Source organism: Streptomyces sp. BRA346 (assembly GCF_052851135.1).
The window spans coordinates 196328-213386 of sequence record NZ_JAIWIH010000021.1 but is presented as its reverse complement, the minus strand read 5'-3'; the positions used below and the strand labels follow the sequence as shown (position 1 = coordinate 213386).

The following is a 17059-nucleotide window of genomic DNA, read 5'->3' as shown; positions in this document are numbered from 1 at the left end:
CGGACGTGCGTCTGCATGCTGGATGCTCGAAGATGCTTCCTACAGGCTGATAATGCGCATGATTTTGCAGGGAAGTCCAGAGCGCGAACACCCGGGGTAGGGTGAGCCGCGACGGAACGACGGGGGTCGAGGAGACGGCGTGAAACGGCCCGAGCGCTGGAACGCCCTGCTGGAGCTGCTCGGCAGGGACGGCAGGATCGAGGTCGAGGAGGCCGCGGCCGAGCTGGCGGTGTCCGCCGCCACCATCCGGCGGGACCTGGACGAACTCGCGCAGCAGCAGATGCTCACCCGCACCCGCGGCGGCGCGGTCGCGCACAACCTGTCGTACGACCTTCCGCTGCGCTACAAGACCGCCCGGCGCGCCTCGGAGAAGCAGCGGATCGGCGCCGCCGTCGCCCGCATGGTCGAGCCCGGCGCGGTCGTCGGCCTCAACGGCGGGACCACCACCACCGAAATCGCCCGCGCCATCGCCACCCGTGGCGAACTGTCCGACTCCGTGGGCGGCGGCCCGGCCGTCACCGTCGTGACGAACGCCCTGAACATCGCCCATGAGCTGGCGGTGCGCCCGCACATCAAGATCGTGCTCACCGGCGGGGTGGCCCGCCCCCAGTCGTTCGAGCTGATGGGGCCGCTGGCCACCGGGGTGCTGGCCCAGGTTTCCCTCGATCTGGCCATCCTCGGCGTGGACGCGCTGGACCCCGAGCGGGGCGCGGCCGCCCATCACGAGGGCGAGGCCGGAATCAACCACCTCATGGCCGAGCGTGCCGCCCGGGTGGTCGTCGCGGCCGACAGCTCCAAGCTGGGCCGCCGGGCGTTCGCCCGGATCTGTGCGCTCGACGCGATCGAGGTGCTGGTCACGGACACCGGCGCCACCGACGAGGCGATCGCCCCGTACGCCGAGGCCGGTGTCCGCGTCATCCGGGCCTGACGGGCCCGGGGTCTCACATGTTCTTCAGGCCTTGAGGTTCACTTCTTCATGGCCGCGAGCAGCGTGGCCACCCGCTCCACCGCGAAGGCGTAGCCCTGGATGCCGCATCCGGCGATCACGCCGCTGGCGAGCGCGGAGACGTAGGAGTGCTGCCGGAATGGCTCGCGCTGGTGGATGTTGGAGATGTGCACCTCCATGATCGGCATGTCGTCGCAGGTCGCCAGCGCATCGCGCAGGGCCACCGAGGTGTGGGAGTAACCGGCCGGATTGATGATGACGGCCGCGTGCCGCTCCCGGGCCTCCTGGATCCAGTCGATCAGCTGCCCCTCGTGGTTGCTCTGGCGGCAGTCGGTGGTGAGCCCGTGCGGGGCGGCCGTGGCCGCGACCAGCTTCTCGACGTCGGCCAGGCTGTCGGTGCCGTAGATCTCCGGCTGGCGGAGACCGAGCAGGTTCAGGTTCGGCCCGTTGAGAACCAAGATCGTGGAACGGTCGCGCACGGGGGTGTTGGCCATGGCGTCGGGGTCCTTCCGTGGTCGTCATCAGCGGGTGCGCGGCGTCCGGCGATCGCGCCGCTCCGCGAGGCATCGTAGATCGCGGCGGCCGTTTCCAGCGCCTCGTGGGACAGGAGGCGACTGCCGGACCGTTGGCGGGCGGGGCCGGAGGGGGCAGAGTGGCTCCGGTCATATGCCGTGATGAGCGTGGATGAAGGGAGACGCCGATGCGCGTGGCGCTGCACTCGGTCCTCAAGGAGGGCCAGGAATCGGGCTACGAACGGGAGCACGCCACGGTTCCGGCGGATCTTCTGGAGTCGCTGGGGCGGGCCGGGATCACCAACTGGCGGATCTGGCGCAGTGGACGCCACCTCTTCCACCTCGTGGACTGCGAGGACTTCGCCGCGGCGATGGCGGCGCTGGACGAGGACCCGGTCAACCACCGCTGGCAGGAGTTCATCGGCGCCTACGTCGATCACTTCGAGACCACGGCGGGTTCCCCGGTCGAGGGGTCGGCGCAGATGGCCCTGGGGGAGGTGTGGGAGCTGCGCGCCCAGGCCGCCAGGGCGGGCGGGGACGCGGGCTGACGGTGCGGAAGCGGCGGACCCTATCGCTCCGGATCGTGCGCCGCAGCCATTCATCACACTGTGAGTCATGGTGAGAACGGAGTAAACGCCTCCCGTACTCGGTGGTGGCCCTGCGCGAGGGCGTGGCGGAACGCAACAGGCGCTCCGCACATGCCCCGCGCCCCCCTACTGGAGGTCAGTGTTGAGCCACCACCGTCGTGTGAACAAGCGGACCCTCGCCGTTTCCGGTGCTGCTGTTGTCGCGCTCGGGGCAGCCGCCCTTCTGCTGCCCAATGCCAATGCGAGCCAGGACAAGACGACGGACGTGAAGACCTTCTCGTCCCCGTCGGCAGTGAAACTCGCGAGGAGCCTCGCCTCAGACCTCGGTGACAACGGCGCTGGCTGGTACTTCAACAACGACACGAGCCAACTGGTCATGAACGTCATGACCGAGGACGCGGCGAAGACCGTGGAAGCCCAGGGCGCGGTCGCCAAGATCGTGCAGAACAGCATGTCCGAGCTGAAGGCCGCCACCAAGACCCTGAGCACCGACGCCTCGGTGGCCGGTACCGCCTGGTCCATCGACCCGGTGACGAACAAGGTCCGGGTGACCGCGGACAAGACCGTGACCGGCGCCAAGTGGGACACGCTGACCAAGGCCACGGACGCGATGGACGGCATGGTGTCCGTCCAGCGGACGAAGGGCGAGTTCAAGAGGTTCGACGGCGGCGACACGGCCCAGCCGGGTGCCAACGGCGGCGCCGCGGGAGCCGGTGACGCGGCGGGCGACGCCGCCGGGGACGACGCGGCCGCCGGTGGCACCGGGAACGTGGGTGCCGGTGACGCCGCAGCCGGTGGTGCCGGGGATGCCGCGGGCGGCGCCGGTGAGGCCGCTGGCGGTGCCGGGGAGGCCGCCGGTGGCGCGGGCGGTGGGGGCGAAGCCGCTGCCGGTCTCGTCGGCGGCGATGCCATCTTCGGCGGTGGCGCCCGCTGCTCCCTCGGCTTCAACGTCTCCGTCGACGGAGCACCCGGCTTCCTGACCGCGGGCCACTGCGGCAACGAATCCGAGACCTGGACCGCCGACCAGGCGGGTGCCCAGGCGCTGGGCACGGTCCAGGACACCCAGTTCCCCGAGACCGACTTCGCGCTCGTCATGTACGACGACGCGACCACCCAGCCCGAGAGCGCGGTCAAGCTCGCCGACGGCAGCAACCAGGCCATCGGCCGGGCGGTCGAGGCCAGCGTGGGCCTGAAGGTGCAGCGCTCCGGCAGCACGACGGGCGTCAGCGACGGCGAGGTCACGGGCCTGAACGCCACGGTGAACTACGGCGGCGGCGACATCGTCAACGGCCTCATCCAGACGAACGTGTGCGCGGAGCCGGGCGACAGCGGTGGCGCGATGTTCGCCGGGGACGCGGCGGTCGGCCTCACCTCCGGCGGCAGCGGCGACTGCACCCAGGGCGGCGAGACGTTCTTCCAGCCGGTGACCGGCGCCCTGGAAGCAACCGGCGCGGTGATCGGCGCCGATGGCGGCGCGGGTGACGCCGGTGGCGCGGGCGACGCCGGTGGCGAAGGTGCCGCGAACGCCGGTGCGGGCGGCGACGAGGGCGCCGCGAACGCCGGTGCCGGTGACGAAGCGGGTGCCAACGCTGGCGCGGGTGCCGCGGACGCCGGTGCGAATGCCGGTGCGAATGCCGGAGCGAACGCGGGCGCCAACGCGGGTGCGGGCGCCGGTACGGGCGACGACGAGGACGGCGCCGGTGCCGGTGACGCCGCCGATGACGCCGCCAGTGGGGCCGGGGTCAACTGACCCGACCCACCCCTGAACGAGGCCCCGGGCGCCCTCCTGCCCCAGTGCCCGGGGCCTCCCCTTCCCCCTGTCAGCCGCCCTCCGGGGCGGGGGCCAGGGGAGCGGCGGGCGGAGGCAGCAGCCCGGCAGCCTCCGCCGCCGCGCCGAGCACATCGTGCAGTACGGCCGGAGTGAGACGGCCGGTGAAGGTGTTCCGCTGGCTCACGTGATAGCAGCCGAACACCCGCAGCGGGGCGCCCCCGTCGGTGGCCTCCAGCGTGATCCGCACGCCGTGTCCGAACGCGGGCCGCGGCCGGGGCACGGCCCATCCGGCGGCGTTCAGCGCGGGCAGGGCGGCCTGCCAGCCGAACGCCCCGAGGACCACGACGGCCCGCAGGGTCGGCCGGAGCAGCCGCAGTTCCCGCTCCAGCCACGGACGGCAGGTGTCCCGCTCCCCGGGAGTGGGGCGGTTGGCGGGCGGGGCGCAGTGCACCGGCGCGGTGATCCTGACCCCGCGCAGCGCGAGACCGTCGTCGCGGTGGGTCGCGGTGGGCTGGTTGGCCAGGCCGACCGTGTGCAGCGCCGCGAACAGGAAGTCGCCGGAGCGGTCGCCGGTGAACATCCGGCCGGTGCGGTTGCCGCCGTGCGCGGCCGGGGCGAGCCCCACCACGGCGAGCGCCGCGTCCGGCGGACCGAACCCGGGCACCGGCCGGGCCCAGTAGTCCCAGTCGGCGAAGGCGGCCCGTTTCGTACGGGCCACCTCCTCCCGCCAGGCGACCAGGCGGGGGCAGGCGCGGCACCGGCTGACCCATTCGTCCAGCTCGGCGAGGGTGCGGGCGCCGGGCGCCCGGCGGGCGGGTTCGGAAGCGGAATCCGTTGTGGTCATACGTCGCGCGAGTGCCCCGCTCCCTTGCGCAGGAAACGCCGCAGCCGGGTCAGCGGCCACGTGTTGATGACATCGTCGGTGGTCAGCCAGGCGCGCTGGGCCATGCCCACCCCGTACCGCGGATTGGCGAGGTCCAGCGTCGAGTGCGCGTCGCTGTCGATGGCGAACACCACGCCGTGCTCCTTCGCCCGCAGGATGTTCTCGTCCGACAGGTCCAGCCGGTTCGGATGCGCGTTGATCTCCAGCGCGGTGCCGGTGCGGGCACACGCGGCGAACACCGCGTCGAGGTCGGCGTCGACGCCGGGCCGCTTGCCCAGGATCCGGGTCGTCGGATGGCCGATGATGTTGACGTGCGGGTTCTCGCAGGCCCGCAGGAACCGCCGGGTCATGGTGTCCCGGTCCTGGCCGAACAGCGTGTGCACCGAGGCCACGCACAGGTCGAAGCCCTCGAGGAAGTCGTCGGGCCAGTCCACCTCTCCGTCGGCGTCGATGTTCAGCTCCACCCCGTGCAGCAGCCGCGTGTCCCGGCGGCCCCGCCCGCGGTCCATGGCGCGCAGCCGCTCCCGCTGGGCGAGGATCTTCTCCTTCGTCATCTGCTGCATGTACAGCTTCGGCGCGTGATCGGTGACGGCGTAGTACGCGTAACCGCGCCGCTCCGCCGTGGCGATCATGTTCTCCAGCGGTTCGAGGCCGTCGGTGAGATCGGTGTGGGTGTGCAGATCGCCGCGCAGATCGGATTCGCTGACCAGCGTGGGCAGTTGGCCCTCCAGCGCGGCCTTCACCTCGCCGCGGTCCTCGCGCAGGGTCGGCGGGATCCAGTCCATGCCGAGCCGCGCGTACACGTCCTCCTCGCTGCGGGAGGCGATCTTCTTGCCGCTCTTGGTCTCGAAGAGGCCGTATTCGGAGAGCTTGAGGCCGTGGCGCACCGCGATCGCGCGGACGCGGATGTTGTGGGCCTTGGAGCCGGTGAAGTACAGCAGCCCCGCGCCCCAGGAGTCGAGCGGCAGCACCCGCAGATCCACCTGGAGCCCCTTGGTGGTGCGGATCGAGGTCTTCTTCTCGCCGTGCGCGATGATCTCGGCGGTATACGGGAGCGCGGTGAACGCGTCCATGAAGGCAGCCGATTCGGCCGCCGCCACCAGGATGTCCACGTCGCCCACGGTCTCCCGCATCCGGCGCAGCGACCCTGCGTACGCCGCCCGCTCACAGCCCGGCACCCGCGACAGCACGGCCACGATGTCGTCGGCGACGTCCATGGCCGTATCGAGCGGGACCCGGCCGCCCGCGGCCCGCAGCAGCCCGATGCCGTGCAGGATGTTCTCCTCGGACTTCGGCCCGAAGCCCTTCAGATCGCGCAGCCGGTGTTCCTCGATCGCGGTGGCCAGCTGCTCGATCGAGGCGATGTTCAGCTCCTCGTACAGCAGCATGGCCTTCTTCGGCCCGAGCGCCGGGATCGCGGTCAGCTCCCGCACCCCGGCCGGGATGGCGGCGCGCGCCTCCTCGACGGCGGGCACGTGTCCGGTGCGCAGATACTCGACGACCTTCTCGGCGATCGACTTCCCGACGTTGGGGATCTCCCGCAGCCCCTTCACATCGAGCCCCGACACATCGGCGGGATGGCCGCCGATCGACCGTGCGGCCTTCTCGTAGGCGCGCGCCCTGAACGCGTCCCCGCCCGTGATCAGGAGGAGATCCGCGTACTCGCGCAGGAGGGCTTCGACCTCCTCGTTGGAGCGAGCCATGGGACAAATTCTAGTCGCCGTACGGCCCGACAGCTCTGGCGATCCCGGGGAGCTGGAGGGATGCTTGGTTCGTGAAGCGCCCCACGTGGCCGAAGCGGCGCGGGCCTGCGCGGCCGAAGTGGCGCGGCGATCCGGACGCCCGTCCGGGTCGTGTGTTTCCCCGGTTTGGGGGAGGTCATGGACGTTGGATTCCTGAAGCCGTTGTTCGATCGTCCCGGCCCCTGGGCGTGCGTCTACCTCGACACCTCGCGTGCGACGGAGGACGCCCCCACGCGGCGCCGGCTGCGGGAGCGGTTCGTGGCCGGTCAGCTGACCGCCCAGGGCGCCGACCCCCGCACCCGTGAGGCGGTGGTGAGCAGACTGGCCGGTCAGCGGGCGGCCACCGCGACCGCCGGACGGGCGCTGTTCGCGTCGGACGGCGAGGTGGTGCTCGACCTGCCGCTGGCCGCGTCGCCGGGCGACGTCGTGACGTCCTGGTCGCCGCTGCCCCGGGTGGCGCCGCTGGCGTCGCTGCGCGGCGAGTGGCCGTCGTGCCTGGTGGCGTACGTCGACCGGACGGGCGCCGACCTGGAGCTGCGCGACGAGGGCGGAGCCCGCCCGGTGTGCCGCGCCACGGGCCGGGCGCCACGGGGCCGCGGCCACCGGTCGGTGCCCGCGGACCGGTACGAGTGGCACTACCGCAACCGGGTCGAGAACGGCTGGGAGCACACCGCGGACCTCGTCGCCGAGGAGCTGGTGCGGCAGTGGCCGGACAGCGGCGCACCCCTGCTGGTGCTGGCGGGCGATCCGCGCGAGCGCAGGGCGGTCCGCGACCGGCTGCCCGAGCCGCTGCGGGACCGGGCGGTGGAGGCGCGGCACGGCAGCCGGGCGCCGGGAGCCGCCCGGGACCTCCTGGAGGCGGAGATCGACCATGCCCGCGCGGACCACGCCCGCGCCCATCTGGAAGCCGTGCTCGATCTCTTCCGCGCCGGGCGCGGCCGCCCCGGCGGGCACGCCGCGACCGGCCACGACGGCACCGCGCCGAGCGGGGCGGCGGAGGGGGTGCCCGCGGTGGTGGAGGCGGTGCGCAGCCATCAGGCGGCCACCCTGCTGCTGGGCCAGGCGGGCGGCGACATGCGCCATGAGGTGTGGATCGGCCCCGGTGCCGATCAGGTGGCGGTGCAGCGGGCCCAGGTGCGGGCGCTGGGCGTGAGCGCGCCCGAACCGGCGCGCGCCGACGACGCGCTGATGCGGTCCGCGGCGGTGGCCGACACCGAGGTGCTGCTGGTGCCCGAGGGCCTGGCGGGGCCCGCCGGAGGGCTGGGCGCGGTGCTGCGCTGGCACGGACAGGGCTGAGCGCCGTCACGTCAGGAGCCTCGTCAGGAGCCTTCAGACGCACGAGTTCTGAAATCGTGTCGGAAGCTATTTTTCTCGGCGAGTCAGTCACCTGAGGGAAGTTCACACTTTTGTATGCTTTCTTCAGCGCGTCGTTCCCCCCTGTCGGACAGTCACTGTCCGTACGGTCACGAAAGGGGCTCCCAATGCAGCAGACGATGGAGGTTCGCCCACCGGTACCCAGCCGTTCCAGTAGTAGATGGCGTCGATACGGTCGGCTCGCCGCCGCGAATTTCGTGCGGGGCGCGTCGTATGCATGCGGCACCGCGGCCATCGGCCTGATGGCGTGGTGGGTGCAGACTCACTAGCCCCCTGGTTGTCGCGACAGCCGCTCGGGGCGGCTGTCGCGGCGGTTTACGGTTGCGGATGGGGCTGCTGGCGGAACCGGAAGCCGTGATGTGCCTTGCGGGGCGCGTGGCCTCCGAGCCGGGCCCGCAGCTGGATCCCGTGGATGACCTCGATGATGCCCAGAACGAGCAGCCAGACGCCGGTCACCAGGGTGAGGGCGGCGATGGAGCCGAAGGGCGCCACGATCAGCACGATTCCGGCCACGGCGCTGACGACACCGAGGAAGATCTGCCAGCCGCGGGCGGGGATCGCCTCGTCCTGGACGGCCGTGACGGTGTGCATGACACCTCGCAGCAGCCAGGCGAATCCGATCCACAGGGCTAGCAGCAGGACCGACTGGGCGGGACCACGGAAGCAGAGCAGGCCGAGGAACACGCTCACCGCCCCGCTGATGAAGCTGAGGGCGCGCATCGACCGCGGGATATGCGTCCCGAAGGCCGCTATCAGCTGGAAGATGCCGCTGACCAGCAGATAGACGCCGAACAGGGCGCCGACCACCGCCAGGGTGGCGGCCGGCCACACCAGCACCAGCAGCCCCAGCACGATCGCGACCAGGCCCGCGGTCAGCAGGACCTGCCACGCGGCGTCCGACACGGTGCCCAGGAGACCGGAGAAGGGCTGGTCGGAGTCGGTGTGGCGCTCCTTCCGCTGATCGGCGTCACGTGAGTTGTCCGAGGGGAACGTCATCGTCGTTCACCTCCTTGAGGAAACGGTGACACCACCATCCTCGCTCCGCGCGCGCAGAGTCGCCTGGTGACGGCCGGTGGTACCGGGTGGCGGCGCGGTCAGCCGCCCGTGGCGAAGCCGGGGAAGAGGGTCATCCCGCCGTCCACGTAGAGCGTGGTGCCCACCACGTAGTCGCACAGGTCGGACGCGAGGGCGACGGCGGCGTTCGCGATGTCCTGCGGATCGCCGATCCGGCCGTAGGGGATCAGCTCCAGCAGGGCGGTCCTGGCGTCCTCGGTGTCCCACGCGTCACGGTTGATCGGCGTCCTGATGGCGCCCGGCGCGATCGCGTTCACCCGGATCTTCTCGGGCGCCAGCTCCTGGGCCATGGTCTGCATCATCATCGCCACGCCGCCCTTCGACGACGCGTAGTTCACATGTCCGGCCCAGGGGATGATCTGGTGGACCGAGCTCATGCAGATGATCTTCCCGGCCGCCCGCGACACCTCCGGAACGACCCCGCGCCGCCGGAACTCCTTGACCGCCTCCCTGGCGCACAGGAACTGACCGGTGAGGTTGACGGAGAGCACCTTCTCCCAGTCCGCCAGGGTCATGTCCACCGTCGGGGCGTCACGCTGGAGGCCCGCGTTGGCGACCAGGATGTCGATCGTGCCGAGCCGGTCGACCATGGCGGACACCATGTCCACCACCTGGTCCTCCCGCGACACATCCGCCTGGTGGGCGTAGGTGCGCACACCGTGGCCCTCGATCTCCTTCACGACGGCCTCGGCGGACGGCCGGTCGGAGACGTAGTTGACGACGACATCCGCGCCGGCGCGCCCCAGGGCGATCGCGGTCGCCTTGCCGATGCCCGAGTTCGCCCCGGTCACCAGGGCCTTCTGGCCCTGGAGGAGCTTGAGGTCGGACACCGTGGGCGGGCCTTGGAGGGTGGTCACGGGCGTACTCCTTCGCTGGTCATCGGTGATCCGCGCCCCGACCCTCGCAGTCCGGAGCGGATCCCGGCGCTCTCCACGGCGCCACGGTCACCCGCTGAGGCGATGCACATCGTTCCAGCGGCGCAACGCGGGCGAGCGGTGGGCGGCACGCCGATCAGTTGGCGCTCGGTTCGGCCAGGGCCTGGGCGCGCAGCGTCGAGCAGGTGCGGTTGATGAGCCGGGAGACATGCATCTGGGAGATGCCCAGCTGCTCGGCGATCCGGCTCTGGGTCATGTCGCAGAAGAACCGCATGTAGAGGATCTGGCGCTCGCGGGCGGGCAGCCGCCCCAGCCCCGGGCGCACCGCCTCGCGGTCCACGACCCGGTCGTACGCGGGCTCCTGGCCGCCGAGCGTGTCCGCCAGCGAGTAGCCGTCGTCCGCGCCGGTCAGCTGCGCGTCCAGGGACAGCGGGGTGAAGCTCCCCATGGCCTCCATGCCGATGCGCACCTCCTTCTCGCTGAGGCCGGTGCGCTCGGCGATGGCCTCGGTGGGCACCGTGGCGTCGTCGAGGGAGTGGGACAGCTCCCGGTGTGCGGTCCGCACCCGGTTGCGCAGCTCCTGGACCCGGCGCGGCACGTGCAGCACCCACAGGTGGTCCCGGAAGTGGCGCTTGATCTCGCCGACGACGGTGGGCACCGCGAAACCTGCGAACGCCGTGCCGTGTCGGGGGTCGTACCGCTTGACGGCCTTCACCAGGCCGAGCGCGGCCACCTGCTCCAGGTCCTCCAGGGATTCGCCGCGGTTGCGGTACTGGCGGGCCAGCCGTTGCGCCATCGGCATCCACGCCTCCACCACCCGCTGCCGCAGCGCGTCCTTCTCGGGGCCCTCGGGGAGGCGGGCCATCTCGTGGAACTCGGCGCTGGTGTCCGGGGCGTCGTCATGCGGGTGCTTCGCGGAGCCGGAGCGGGGACGTGTCGTGTGCTGCGCTGCGGTCGTCATGTCACACACCTCCTGCAAGGGGCTGACGGGGTCGCCTGGGACCGTGGTCGCTGCCATGCGGGAGCGCGCAGGATACGGACCGGTGGCCGCGTCCTGGAGCGGTCGGACTGCTCCCGCGGTGCGTGCCTCCGGTCCGAAGCACGAATATCCGCCTGCCCGGGGCCTCCAGGGGTAAACCCCACCCGATTCCGGGCCGGACACCGTGCGCCGGGCGCCGCCCTCGGCCCGGCGGCGCCTAGCCCAGCAGCGCCGCGACCGTGAAGAGCACCGGCACGGCCAACACCGTGGACAGCAGGATGGATTCGCGGGCCAGGATGGTGCTCGTCTCGTAGCGCACGGCGTAGGTGAACAGGTTCTGCGCCGCGGGGAGCGCGGAGGTGACGACGGCCGCGAAGAGGGCGGTCCCGGCGAGCCCGAAGAGACCGGCCGCGATGGCCCAGGCCACCACCGGCTGGCCGAACGACTTCAGCGCCACCGACAGCAGCACCGGGCCGCGCTCCTCGCCGCGCCCGGGCAGTGCACTGCCCGGCAGCGAGATCCCGAAGGCCAGCAGCACGGCGGGTACGGCCATGCTGCCCACCAGGTGGAACGGTTCCATGAGGGGCCCGGGCGCCTGCCACCCGGTGGCGGCCACCGCGACCCCGGACAGCGAGCCGATCACGATGGGGTTGCGGAACGGGCTGGTCAGCCGGCGCAGTATCGAGGGCGGGTGGTCCCCGGGGCGGCTGAGGTCGATGACCGTGAGCGCGATCGGTGTCATCACCAGTTGCTGGAACAGCAGCACCGGGGCGATGAGGGACGCGTCGCCGAGGACGTACATGGCGATCGGGATGCCGAGGTTTCCCGCGTTCACATAACTCGCGCACAGGGCGCCGATCGTGGTGCGGCCCACGCTCCACTTGCGCACCGCGCCGACCGCGACGAACGCGCCCGCCACCACGAAGGTGCTTGAGGCCGTGACGAGCAGCGGGGTCGAGACGATGACGGAGAGGTCGGCGTGGGCCAGGGTGGTGAAGAGCAGGGCGGGGGAGGCGACGTTGAAGGAGAGCTTGGTCAGCACCTCCCGGCCCTGCCCGCCCAGCGCTCCGCGGATGCCGAGTACATAGCCGGTGACGATGATGCTCGCGATGACGCCGAAGCCCGTGATCACACCGTCCACGGGGCCTCCGCCCGGTCGGGGTTCCGGTGGGCCGCGAGGCGCCGCGGAGCGGGATGGCTTCTCGGGGTGCTGGGCAATGGGCAGGGCGCGGCGGTCATCTTCGGTGTCTTCCCGGGCTGGAGTTGTCAGCATGCACCCTACAAATAACCCGGTGTGTCTGTGCAGAAGACGGGACGCCGTCCCACTATGTGATCGTCAGGGTGCGTTCACTCCTCGCCCGCGAGCTGTTGCCCGCGTAGATCTGGATCTCGCCCTTCTCCACCGTGAACGTGCCGTCCCGGTCGTGGGTCCAGAACCCCAGGTCCTCGGCGCCCAGCCGGAAGCGGACGGTGGTGGACTTCCCCGCGCCGAGCGTCACCCGGCGGAAGCCGCACAGCCGCCGCACCGGTTGCACCAGGCTCGCCACCGGGTCGCGCAGATACACCTGCACCACCTCGTCGCCCTCGCGTTTCCCGGTGTTCCGCACCGTGACCGCCACCTCCACGGTGTCGCCCTTGCGCAGCGCGTCGGCCGCGATACGGCTGACGGACAGCTTCGGCTCGCCGATGTCGAAGGTGGTGTAGCTGAGGCCGTGGCCGAAGGCGAACTGCGGGCCGTCGGCGAGGTCGAGGTACTTGGAGGTGTACTTGTTGTCCGGGTCGTAGGGGCGCCCGGTGTTCTCGTGGTTGTAGTAGATGGGGATCTGCCCGGCCGAGCGCGGGAACGACACCGGCAGCTTGCCGCCGGGGTTCACGGTGCCGAACAGGACGTCCGCGATGGCGTTTCCGCCCTCGATGCCCGGATGCCACGCCTGGAGCACGGCGGGTGCCGAGTCCAGCCAGCCGCCCATCGTCAGCGGGCGCCCGCTGACCTGGACCACGACGAAGGGCGTGCCGGTGTCCGCGATCGCCGCGATCAGCTCCTCCTGCTGTCCGGGCAGGCTGATGTCGCTGCGTACGGCCGCCTCCCCGCTGAGCGCCGAAGCCTCCCCGACCACCACGACCGCCACCTCGGCCGCCCTGGCGACCGCGGCGGCCTTCGCGATGCCACCGGTGTCTTTGCCCGCCGGGGCGACACCGGGGGCATGGGTGACCCGGGCCTTCGGTGCGGCGTCCTTGACCGCGTCGAGGACGGTGACCGGCGGAAACGCGTCTGCCCAGGGTCCGGCCCAGGAGCCGCGCAGATCGGTGGAGTCGGCGAAGGGCCCGACGACGGCGATGGAGGAGGCCGAGGGGCTGAGGGGGAGCAGCGGCCCCTTCTCCTTCCCCTTCCCCGCCGGGGTGTTCTTGAGCAGCACCATGGTGCGCGCTGCCGTCTCGCGGGCCGCCGCGCGGGACGCCTTGGTGGGCTCCTCGATCGCCGCGTCCTCGTCCACATAGGGGTGTTCGAAGAGCCCGAGCCGGAACTTGAGCCGCAGGATGCGGGCCACCGCGTCGTCCAGCCGGGCGGTGGTGATCGCGCCGCTGCGCAGCAGCCGCTTGCCGTGGTCGGCGAGGGTGGTGCTGGCCATTTCCATGTCGACCCCGGCGTTCAGCGCCTGCCGTCCGGCGTCGGCGTGGTCGGCGGCGAAGCCGTGAACCGTCATTTCCTGAATGCCGTTGTAGTCGCTGACGACGACCCCGCCGAACTCCCACTCGTCCTTGAGGATGTCGGTGAGGGTGTGCCGGTTGCCGTGGGCGGGGACTCCGCTGATGGTGTTGAAGCTCGCCATGACGGTGGCCACCCCGGCGTCCACGGCCGCCAGGAACGGCCCGAGGTAGAGGTTGCGAAGCCGGGCCTCGGAGACATCCACCGTGTTGTAGTCGCGGCCGCCCTCGGCTCCGCCGTACGCCACGAAGTGCTTGGCGCACGCCGCGAGCCGGTCCTTCGCGGCCAGGTCCTCGCCCTGGTAGCCGCGGGTCTTGGCGGCGGCGATCGCGGCCGTCAGATGCGGGTCCTCGCCGCTGCCCTCGGAGATCCGCCCCCAGCGCGGTTCGTGGGTGACGTCCATCATCGGGGAGAACGTCCAGTGCACCCCGTTGGAGCGGGCCTCCTTCGCGGACACCTCGGCGTCCCGCGCGGCCACCGCCGGGTCGAAGCTCGCGGCCTGGGCCAGCGGGATGGGGAACGTGGTCCACAGACCATGGATGACATCGAGCCCGAACACCAGCGGAATGCCCAGGCGCGACTCCTCGACGGCCATCCGCTGGAGCGTGTTGGTGGTCTTCGCCCCGTAGATGTTGAGCACGGAGCCCAGCCGTCCCTGCCGGGCCGCCTTCTCCGCCTCGGCGGTCTGCCCGCCGCCGGGTCCGGTGTCGCCGGTCCAGGCGAGTTGCTGGAGCTGGCCCAGCTTCTCCTCGACCGTCATCCGCCCCAGCAGGGCCTGGACCCTGGCCTCGTACGGGGCGGGTTCCGCCGCGGGCCGCTCGCCCGGGCCCGGGCGCTCCCGGGCGTGGGCGGTGCCGGTCGCGGCCCTGCCCGCGATGGCCGTGCCGCCGGCCGCGGCGAGCACCGTTCGTCTGCGCACACCATTCATGTTCTTCGCCCCTTGAAGAGTGTTGAAGAGTTCTGAGGGTGTTTGACGGTTCGATCTTTCAAAAGGTGAACCGAAAGGTACGGAGCCGTTTCCGGGGCGTCAAGGGTGCCTATTGACGAGCGTGGTGCGGGATCCCATACTCTTCGCCACGGTTAACCGTGAACGGTTAACTGATATCCAGGGCAATGAGGCCCAGAGCAGGAGAACCACATGACCTCACGCCACGCGTCCGCCCAGCTCCGTCGCACCGTGTTGTCGAGCTTCATCGGCAACACCATCGAGTTCTACGACTTCCTGCTCTACGGCCTCGCCAGCGCGCTGGTGTTCGGGGATCTCTTCTTCCCGAGCCTGAGCCCGTTCGCGGGCACCCTCGCGTCGTTCGCCACCTTCGGCATCGGCTTCATCGCCCGCCCGCTCGGCGGCTTCGTCTTCGGCCACCTCGGCGACACCATCGGCCGGAAGACCACGCTGGTCACGACGTTGTGCGGGATGGGCGCCGCCACCTTCGCCGTCGGTCTTCTGCCAACGTACGACACCATCGGCATCTGGGCACCGGTGCTCCTCGTGGTGCTGCGCTTCATCCAGGGCTTCATGGTCGGCGGCGAATGGGGCGGCGCCATGCTGATGGTCGTCGAGAACGCCCCGGCGCACCGCCGCGGCTTCTTCAGCGCCTGGCCCAACACCGGTGGTTTCTCCGGACAGCTGCTGGCCACCGGCATGTTCGCGCTGATGGGCATCCTGCCGGACGCGCAGTTCCAGTCCTGGGGCTGGCGCGTGCCGTTCCTGTGCAGCGCGGTGCTGGTGGGCGTCGGGCTGTGGATGCGCGGCCGGCTCGGCGAATCCGAGGTGTTCGAGCAGGTCAAGCACGAGGAGGGCAAGGCCAAGGCGCCGCTGCTGGACGTGCTGCGCCACGACTGGCGCAGCGTGCTGCTGATCATGTCGCTGCGGTTCAGCGAGAGCGTGCCGTTCTTCCTGCTGACCGTCTTCGCGGTGTCCTACGGGCCCGAACACCTCGGCATCCCGAAGGCCACGCTGACCACCGCCATCATGATCGCCTCGGTGCTCGCGTTCCCCGCCCACGGCTTCTTCGGCGCGCTGTCCGACAAGGTGGGCCGCCGCCCGGTCTACGTCTACGGCGGCCTGGCCGCCGCGGCGCTGGCCTTCCCCGCGTTCTGGCTGCTGAAGTCCGGCTCGGCGGTGCTGATCGTGCTGGCGTACTGCCTGGTCATCAACCTCGCCCACAATGCCTGCAACGCCGTCCAACCCGCCTTGTTCACCGAGCTGTTCGGCTCCAAGGTCCGCTACAGCGGCGCCTCGGTCGGCGCCCAGCTCGGCGCGATCGTGGCCGGTGGCCTCACCCCGTTCATCGCCACCGCGCTCACCGGCGGCGGCGACAACTGGGTCCCGGTGGCCGCGTACGCGAGCGCCGTGGCCCTGGTCTCGGCCGCCGCCGCGTACTTCTTCACCCCCGAGACCTCCCGCCGCGACCTGGTCGACACCAGCTCCGCGATGGCGGCCGGGTCCGAGCCCGCACCGGACACCGGCACCGCCAAGGCGCCGGAGACCGACACGGTCGCGCCCTGAAACAGGAGTCGGCCATGACCGTCCACCGCGAGTTCGTCCTGCGCGACGACCCCCGCTTCGGCCACTGCCACGCCTCCACCCTGCTTCCGCTGCCGGACGGCGAGGTGCTGGCCGCCTGGTTCGCCGGAAGCCGGGAGGGCGCGGACGACGTGGCGATCTGGCTGGCGCGGCGGACCGGCGGCCGGTGGGGCGCGCCGGTGAAGGTGGCGGACGAGGCGGGGCTGCCGCACTGGAACCCCGTCCTGTTCGCCACCGGCCACGGCGAGGTGCTGCTCTTCTACAAGACCGGCCACCGCATCCCCGACTGGCGCACCCGGGTGCTGCGCTCCCGGGACGGCGGCCTGAGCTGGTCCGTCCCCGCCGAACTGGTGCCGGGCGCGGACGGGGCCGGGGGCCGCGGACCGGTGAAGAACAAGCCTCTCCGCCTCGCCGACGGCGGCTGGCTCGCGCCCGCGTCGGTCGAGGAGCCGCAGAGCGCCGGTGGCCGCTGGGACGCGTTCACCGACCGCTCGGACGACGGCGGCGCGAGCTGGCGGCGCTCCGCGCCCGTACCCCTGGACCGCCCGGCGTTCCCCGGTGCCGGGGTCATCCAGCCCGCGCTGTGGGAGAGCGCCCCGGGCGAGATCCGGATGCTGCTGCGCAGCTCCTGCGGCCGGGTCTGCCGCAGCGCCTCCCACGACGGCGGTGTCACCTGGTCGACCGCGCGCCCGCTGGACGTACCGAACAACAACAGCGGTCTGGACGCCGTACGGCTCGCCGACGGCCGGGTGGTGCTGGCGCACAACCCGGTGGCCGCCGAGTGGGGCGCGCGCACCCCGCTGGTGCTGTCCGTCTCCGGGGACGACGGGATCACCTGGCGCCGGGCGGTGGTGCTGGAGGACCGCCCGGTCTCCCGCCCCGGCGCCATCGTCCCGGACGAGACGGGCGTGCGGACCGACGGCCACAGCGAGTTCTCCTACCCGGCGGTCGTGCCCTGGGCGGACGGCGTCGCCGTCGCGTATACCTGGCAGCGGCGCGGCATCGCCTTCGCCACCGTTTCCGAAGCGGCCCTGAGGAGGAATAATGAGTCAACGGTTAACCGTTGACTGAAGGACGTT

14 protein-coding genes are annotated in these 17059 nt (G+C 71.6%); 6 read left to right on the top strand and 8 right to left on the bottom strand.

What is annotated here, in order from left to right; translation table 11 throughout:
* Positions 1-139 precede the first annotated feature (139 nt).
* On the top strand, positions 140-928 hold the full coding sequence (locus tag LCH29_RS24475) for a DeoR/GlpR family DNA-binding transcription regulator (RefSeq protein WP_446463881.1): 789 nt from the start codon (positions 140-142) through the stop codon (positions 926-928).
* Positions 929-966: 38 nt separating this feature from the next.
* On the opposite strand, the gene aroQ is transcribed toward LCH29_RS24475, so the two are convergent.
* Complete coding sequence (gene aroQ, locus LCH29_RS24470; RefSeq protein WP_446463880.1) at positions 967-1440, bottom strand: type II 3-dehydroquinate dehydratase; 474 nt, start codon at positions 1438-1440, stop codon at positions 967-969.
* A gap of 206 nt (positions 1441-1646) precedes the next feature.
* Between aroQ and LCH29_RS24465 the strand changes: the two genes are divergently transcribed.
* Both LCH29_RS24465 and LCH29_RS24460 read left to right on the top strand, forming a co-directional pair.
* Positions 1647-2006, top strand: a complete 360-nt coding sequence (locus tag LCH29_RS24465; protein ID WP_446463879.1) for an L-rhamnose mutarotase — start codon at positions 1647-1649, stop codon at positions 2004-2006.
* 199 nt (positions 2007-2205) lie between these two features.
* Positions 2206-3795, top strand: coding sequence for a S1 family peptidase (locus tag LCH29_RS24460; RefSeq protein WP_446463878.1), 1590 nt, complete (start codon positions 2206-2208; stop codon positions 3793-3795).
* 70 nt (positions 3796-3865) lie between these two features.
* Here the strand turns inward: LCH29_RS24460 and LCH29_RS24455 are convergent, their stop codons facing one another.
* Positions 3866-4660 carry a uracil-DNA glycosylase gene (locus LCH29_RS24455; protein ID WP_446463877.1) on the bottom strand — a complete coding sequence of 265 codons (795 nt, stop codon included), beginning with the start codon at positions 4658-4660 and terminating at the stop codon, positions 3866-3868.
* Positions 4657-6402 (bottom strand): DNA polymerase/3'-5' exonuclease PolX, encoded by a 1746-nt coding sequence (gene polX, locus LCH29_RS24450; RefSeq protein WP_446463876.1) that lies wholly within the window; start codon positions 6400-6402, stop codon positions 4657-4659. Before polX ends, LCH29_RS24455 begins: the two co-directional genes overlap by 4 nt.
* Positions 6403-6579: 177 nt before the next feature.
* On the opposite strand from polX, the gene LCH29_RS24445 reads away from it, so the two are divergent.
* Positions 6580-7737: a baeRF2 domain-containing protein gene (locus tag LCH29_RS24445; RefSeq protein ID WP_446463875.1), complete on the top strand. Its 1158-nt coding sequence runs from the start codon at positions 6580-6582 to the stop codon at positions 7735-7737.
* 393 nt (positions 7738-8130) lie between these two features.
* On the opposite strand, the gene LCH29_RS24440 is transcribed toward LCH29_RS24445, so the two are convergent.
* The 5 genes from LCH29_RS24440 to LCH29_RS24420 form a co-directional block, all read right to left on the bottom strand.
* Positions 8131-8811 carry an HdeD family acid-resistance protein gene (locus tag LCH29_RS24440; RefSeq protein WP_446463874.1) on the bottom strand — a complete coding sequence of 227 codons (681 nt, stop codon included), beginning with the start codon at positions 8809-8811 and terminating at the stop codon, positions 8131-8133.
* A 98-nt stretch (positions 8812-8909) separates the two neighbouring features.
* Positions 8910-9746 carry an SDR family oxidoreductase gene (locus tag LCH29_RS24435; RefSeq protein ID WP_446463873.1) on the bottom strand — a complete coding sequence of 279 codons (837 nt, stop codon included), beginning with the start codon at positions 9744-9746 and terminating at the stop codon, positions 8910-8912.
* 154 nt (positions 9747-9900) lie between these two features.
* Complete coding sequence (locus LCH29_RS24430; protein WP_446463872.1) at positions 9901-10725, bottom strand: SigB/SigF/SigG family RNA polymerase sigma factor; 825 nt, start codon at positions 10723-10725, stop codon at positions 9901-9903.
* A 235-nt stretch (positions 10726-10960) separates the two neighbouring features.
* Positions 10961-11884 (bottom strand): AEC family transporter, encoded by a 924-nt coding sequence (locus tag LCH29_RS24425; protein WP_446463871.1) that lies wholly within the window; start codon positions 11882-11884, stop codon positions 10961-10963.
* 184 nt (positions 11885-12068) lie between these two features.
* Positions 12069-14378 carry a glycoside hydrolase family 3 N-terminal domain-containing protein gene (locus LCH29_RS24420; protein ID WP_446463870.1) on the bottom strand — a complete coding sequence of 770 codons (2310 nt, stop codon included), beginning with the start codon at positions 14376-14378 and terminating at the stop codon, positions 12069-12071.
* Between the two features lie 210 nt (positions 14379-14588).
* Here LCH29_RS24420 and LCH29_RS24415 point away from each other — a divergent pair, with 210 nt between their 5' ends.
* Together LCH29_RS24415 and LCH29_RS24410 are read left to right on the top strand one after the other, a co-directional pair.
* On the top strand, positions 14589-15962 hold the full coding sequence (locus LCH29_RS24415; protein ID WP_446463869.1) for an MFS transporter: 1374 nt from the start codon (positions 14589-14591) through the stop codon (positions 15960-15962).
* Between the two features lie 14 nt (positions 15963-15976).
* Positions 15977-17047 (top strand): sialidase family protein, encoded by a 1071-nt coding sequence (locus LCH29_RS24410; protein ID WP_446463868.1) that lies wholly within the window; start codon positions 15977-15979, stop codon positions 17045-17047.
* Positions 17048-17059: the final 12 nt, after the last annotated feature.

Bases quoted from the DNA above. Each gene is read 5' to 3' on its own strand.
- LCH29_RS24445 (WP_446463875.1), top strand. From the start codon at position 6,580: ATGGACGTTGGATTCCTGAAGCCGTTGTTCGATCGTCCCGGCCCCTGG.
- LCH29_RS24465 (WP_446463879.1), top strand. From the start codon at position 1,647: ATGCGCGTGGCGCTGCACTCGGTCCTCAAGGAGGGCCAGGAATCGGGC.
- LCH29_RS24430 (WP_446463872.1), bottom strand. From the start codon at position 10,725: ATGACGACCGCAGCGCAGCACACGACACGTCCCCGCTCCGGCTCCGCG.
- LCH29_RS24420 (WP_446463870.1), bottom strand. From the start codon at position 14,378: ATGAATGGTGTGCGCAGACGAACGGTGCTCGCCGCGGCCGGCGGCACG.
- LCH29_RS24440 (WP_446463874.1), bottom strand. From the start codon at position 8,811: ATGACGTTCCCCTCGGACAACTCACGTGACGCCGATCAGCGGAAGGAG.
- LCH29_RS24415 (WP_446463869.1), top strand. From the start codon at position 14,589: ATGACCTCACGCCACGCGTCCGCCCAGCTCCGTCGCACCGTGTTGTCG.
- aroQ (WP_446463880.1), bottom strand. From the start codon at position 1,440: ATGGCCAACACCCCCGTGCGCGACCGTTCCACGATCTTGGTTCTCAAC.
- LCH29_RS24455 (WP_446463877.1), bottom strand. From the start codon at position 4,660: ATGACCACAACGGATTCCGCTTCCGAACCCGCCCGCCGGGCGCCCGGC.
- LCH29_RS24410 (WP_446463868.1), top strand. From the start codon at position 15,977: ATGACCGTCCACCGCGAGTTCGTCCTGCGCGACGACCCCCGCTTCGGC.
- polX (WP_446463876.1), bottom strand. From the start codon at position 6,402: ATGGCTCGCTCCAACGAGGAGGTCGAAGCCCTCCTGCGCGAGTACGCG.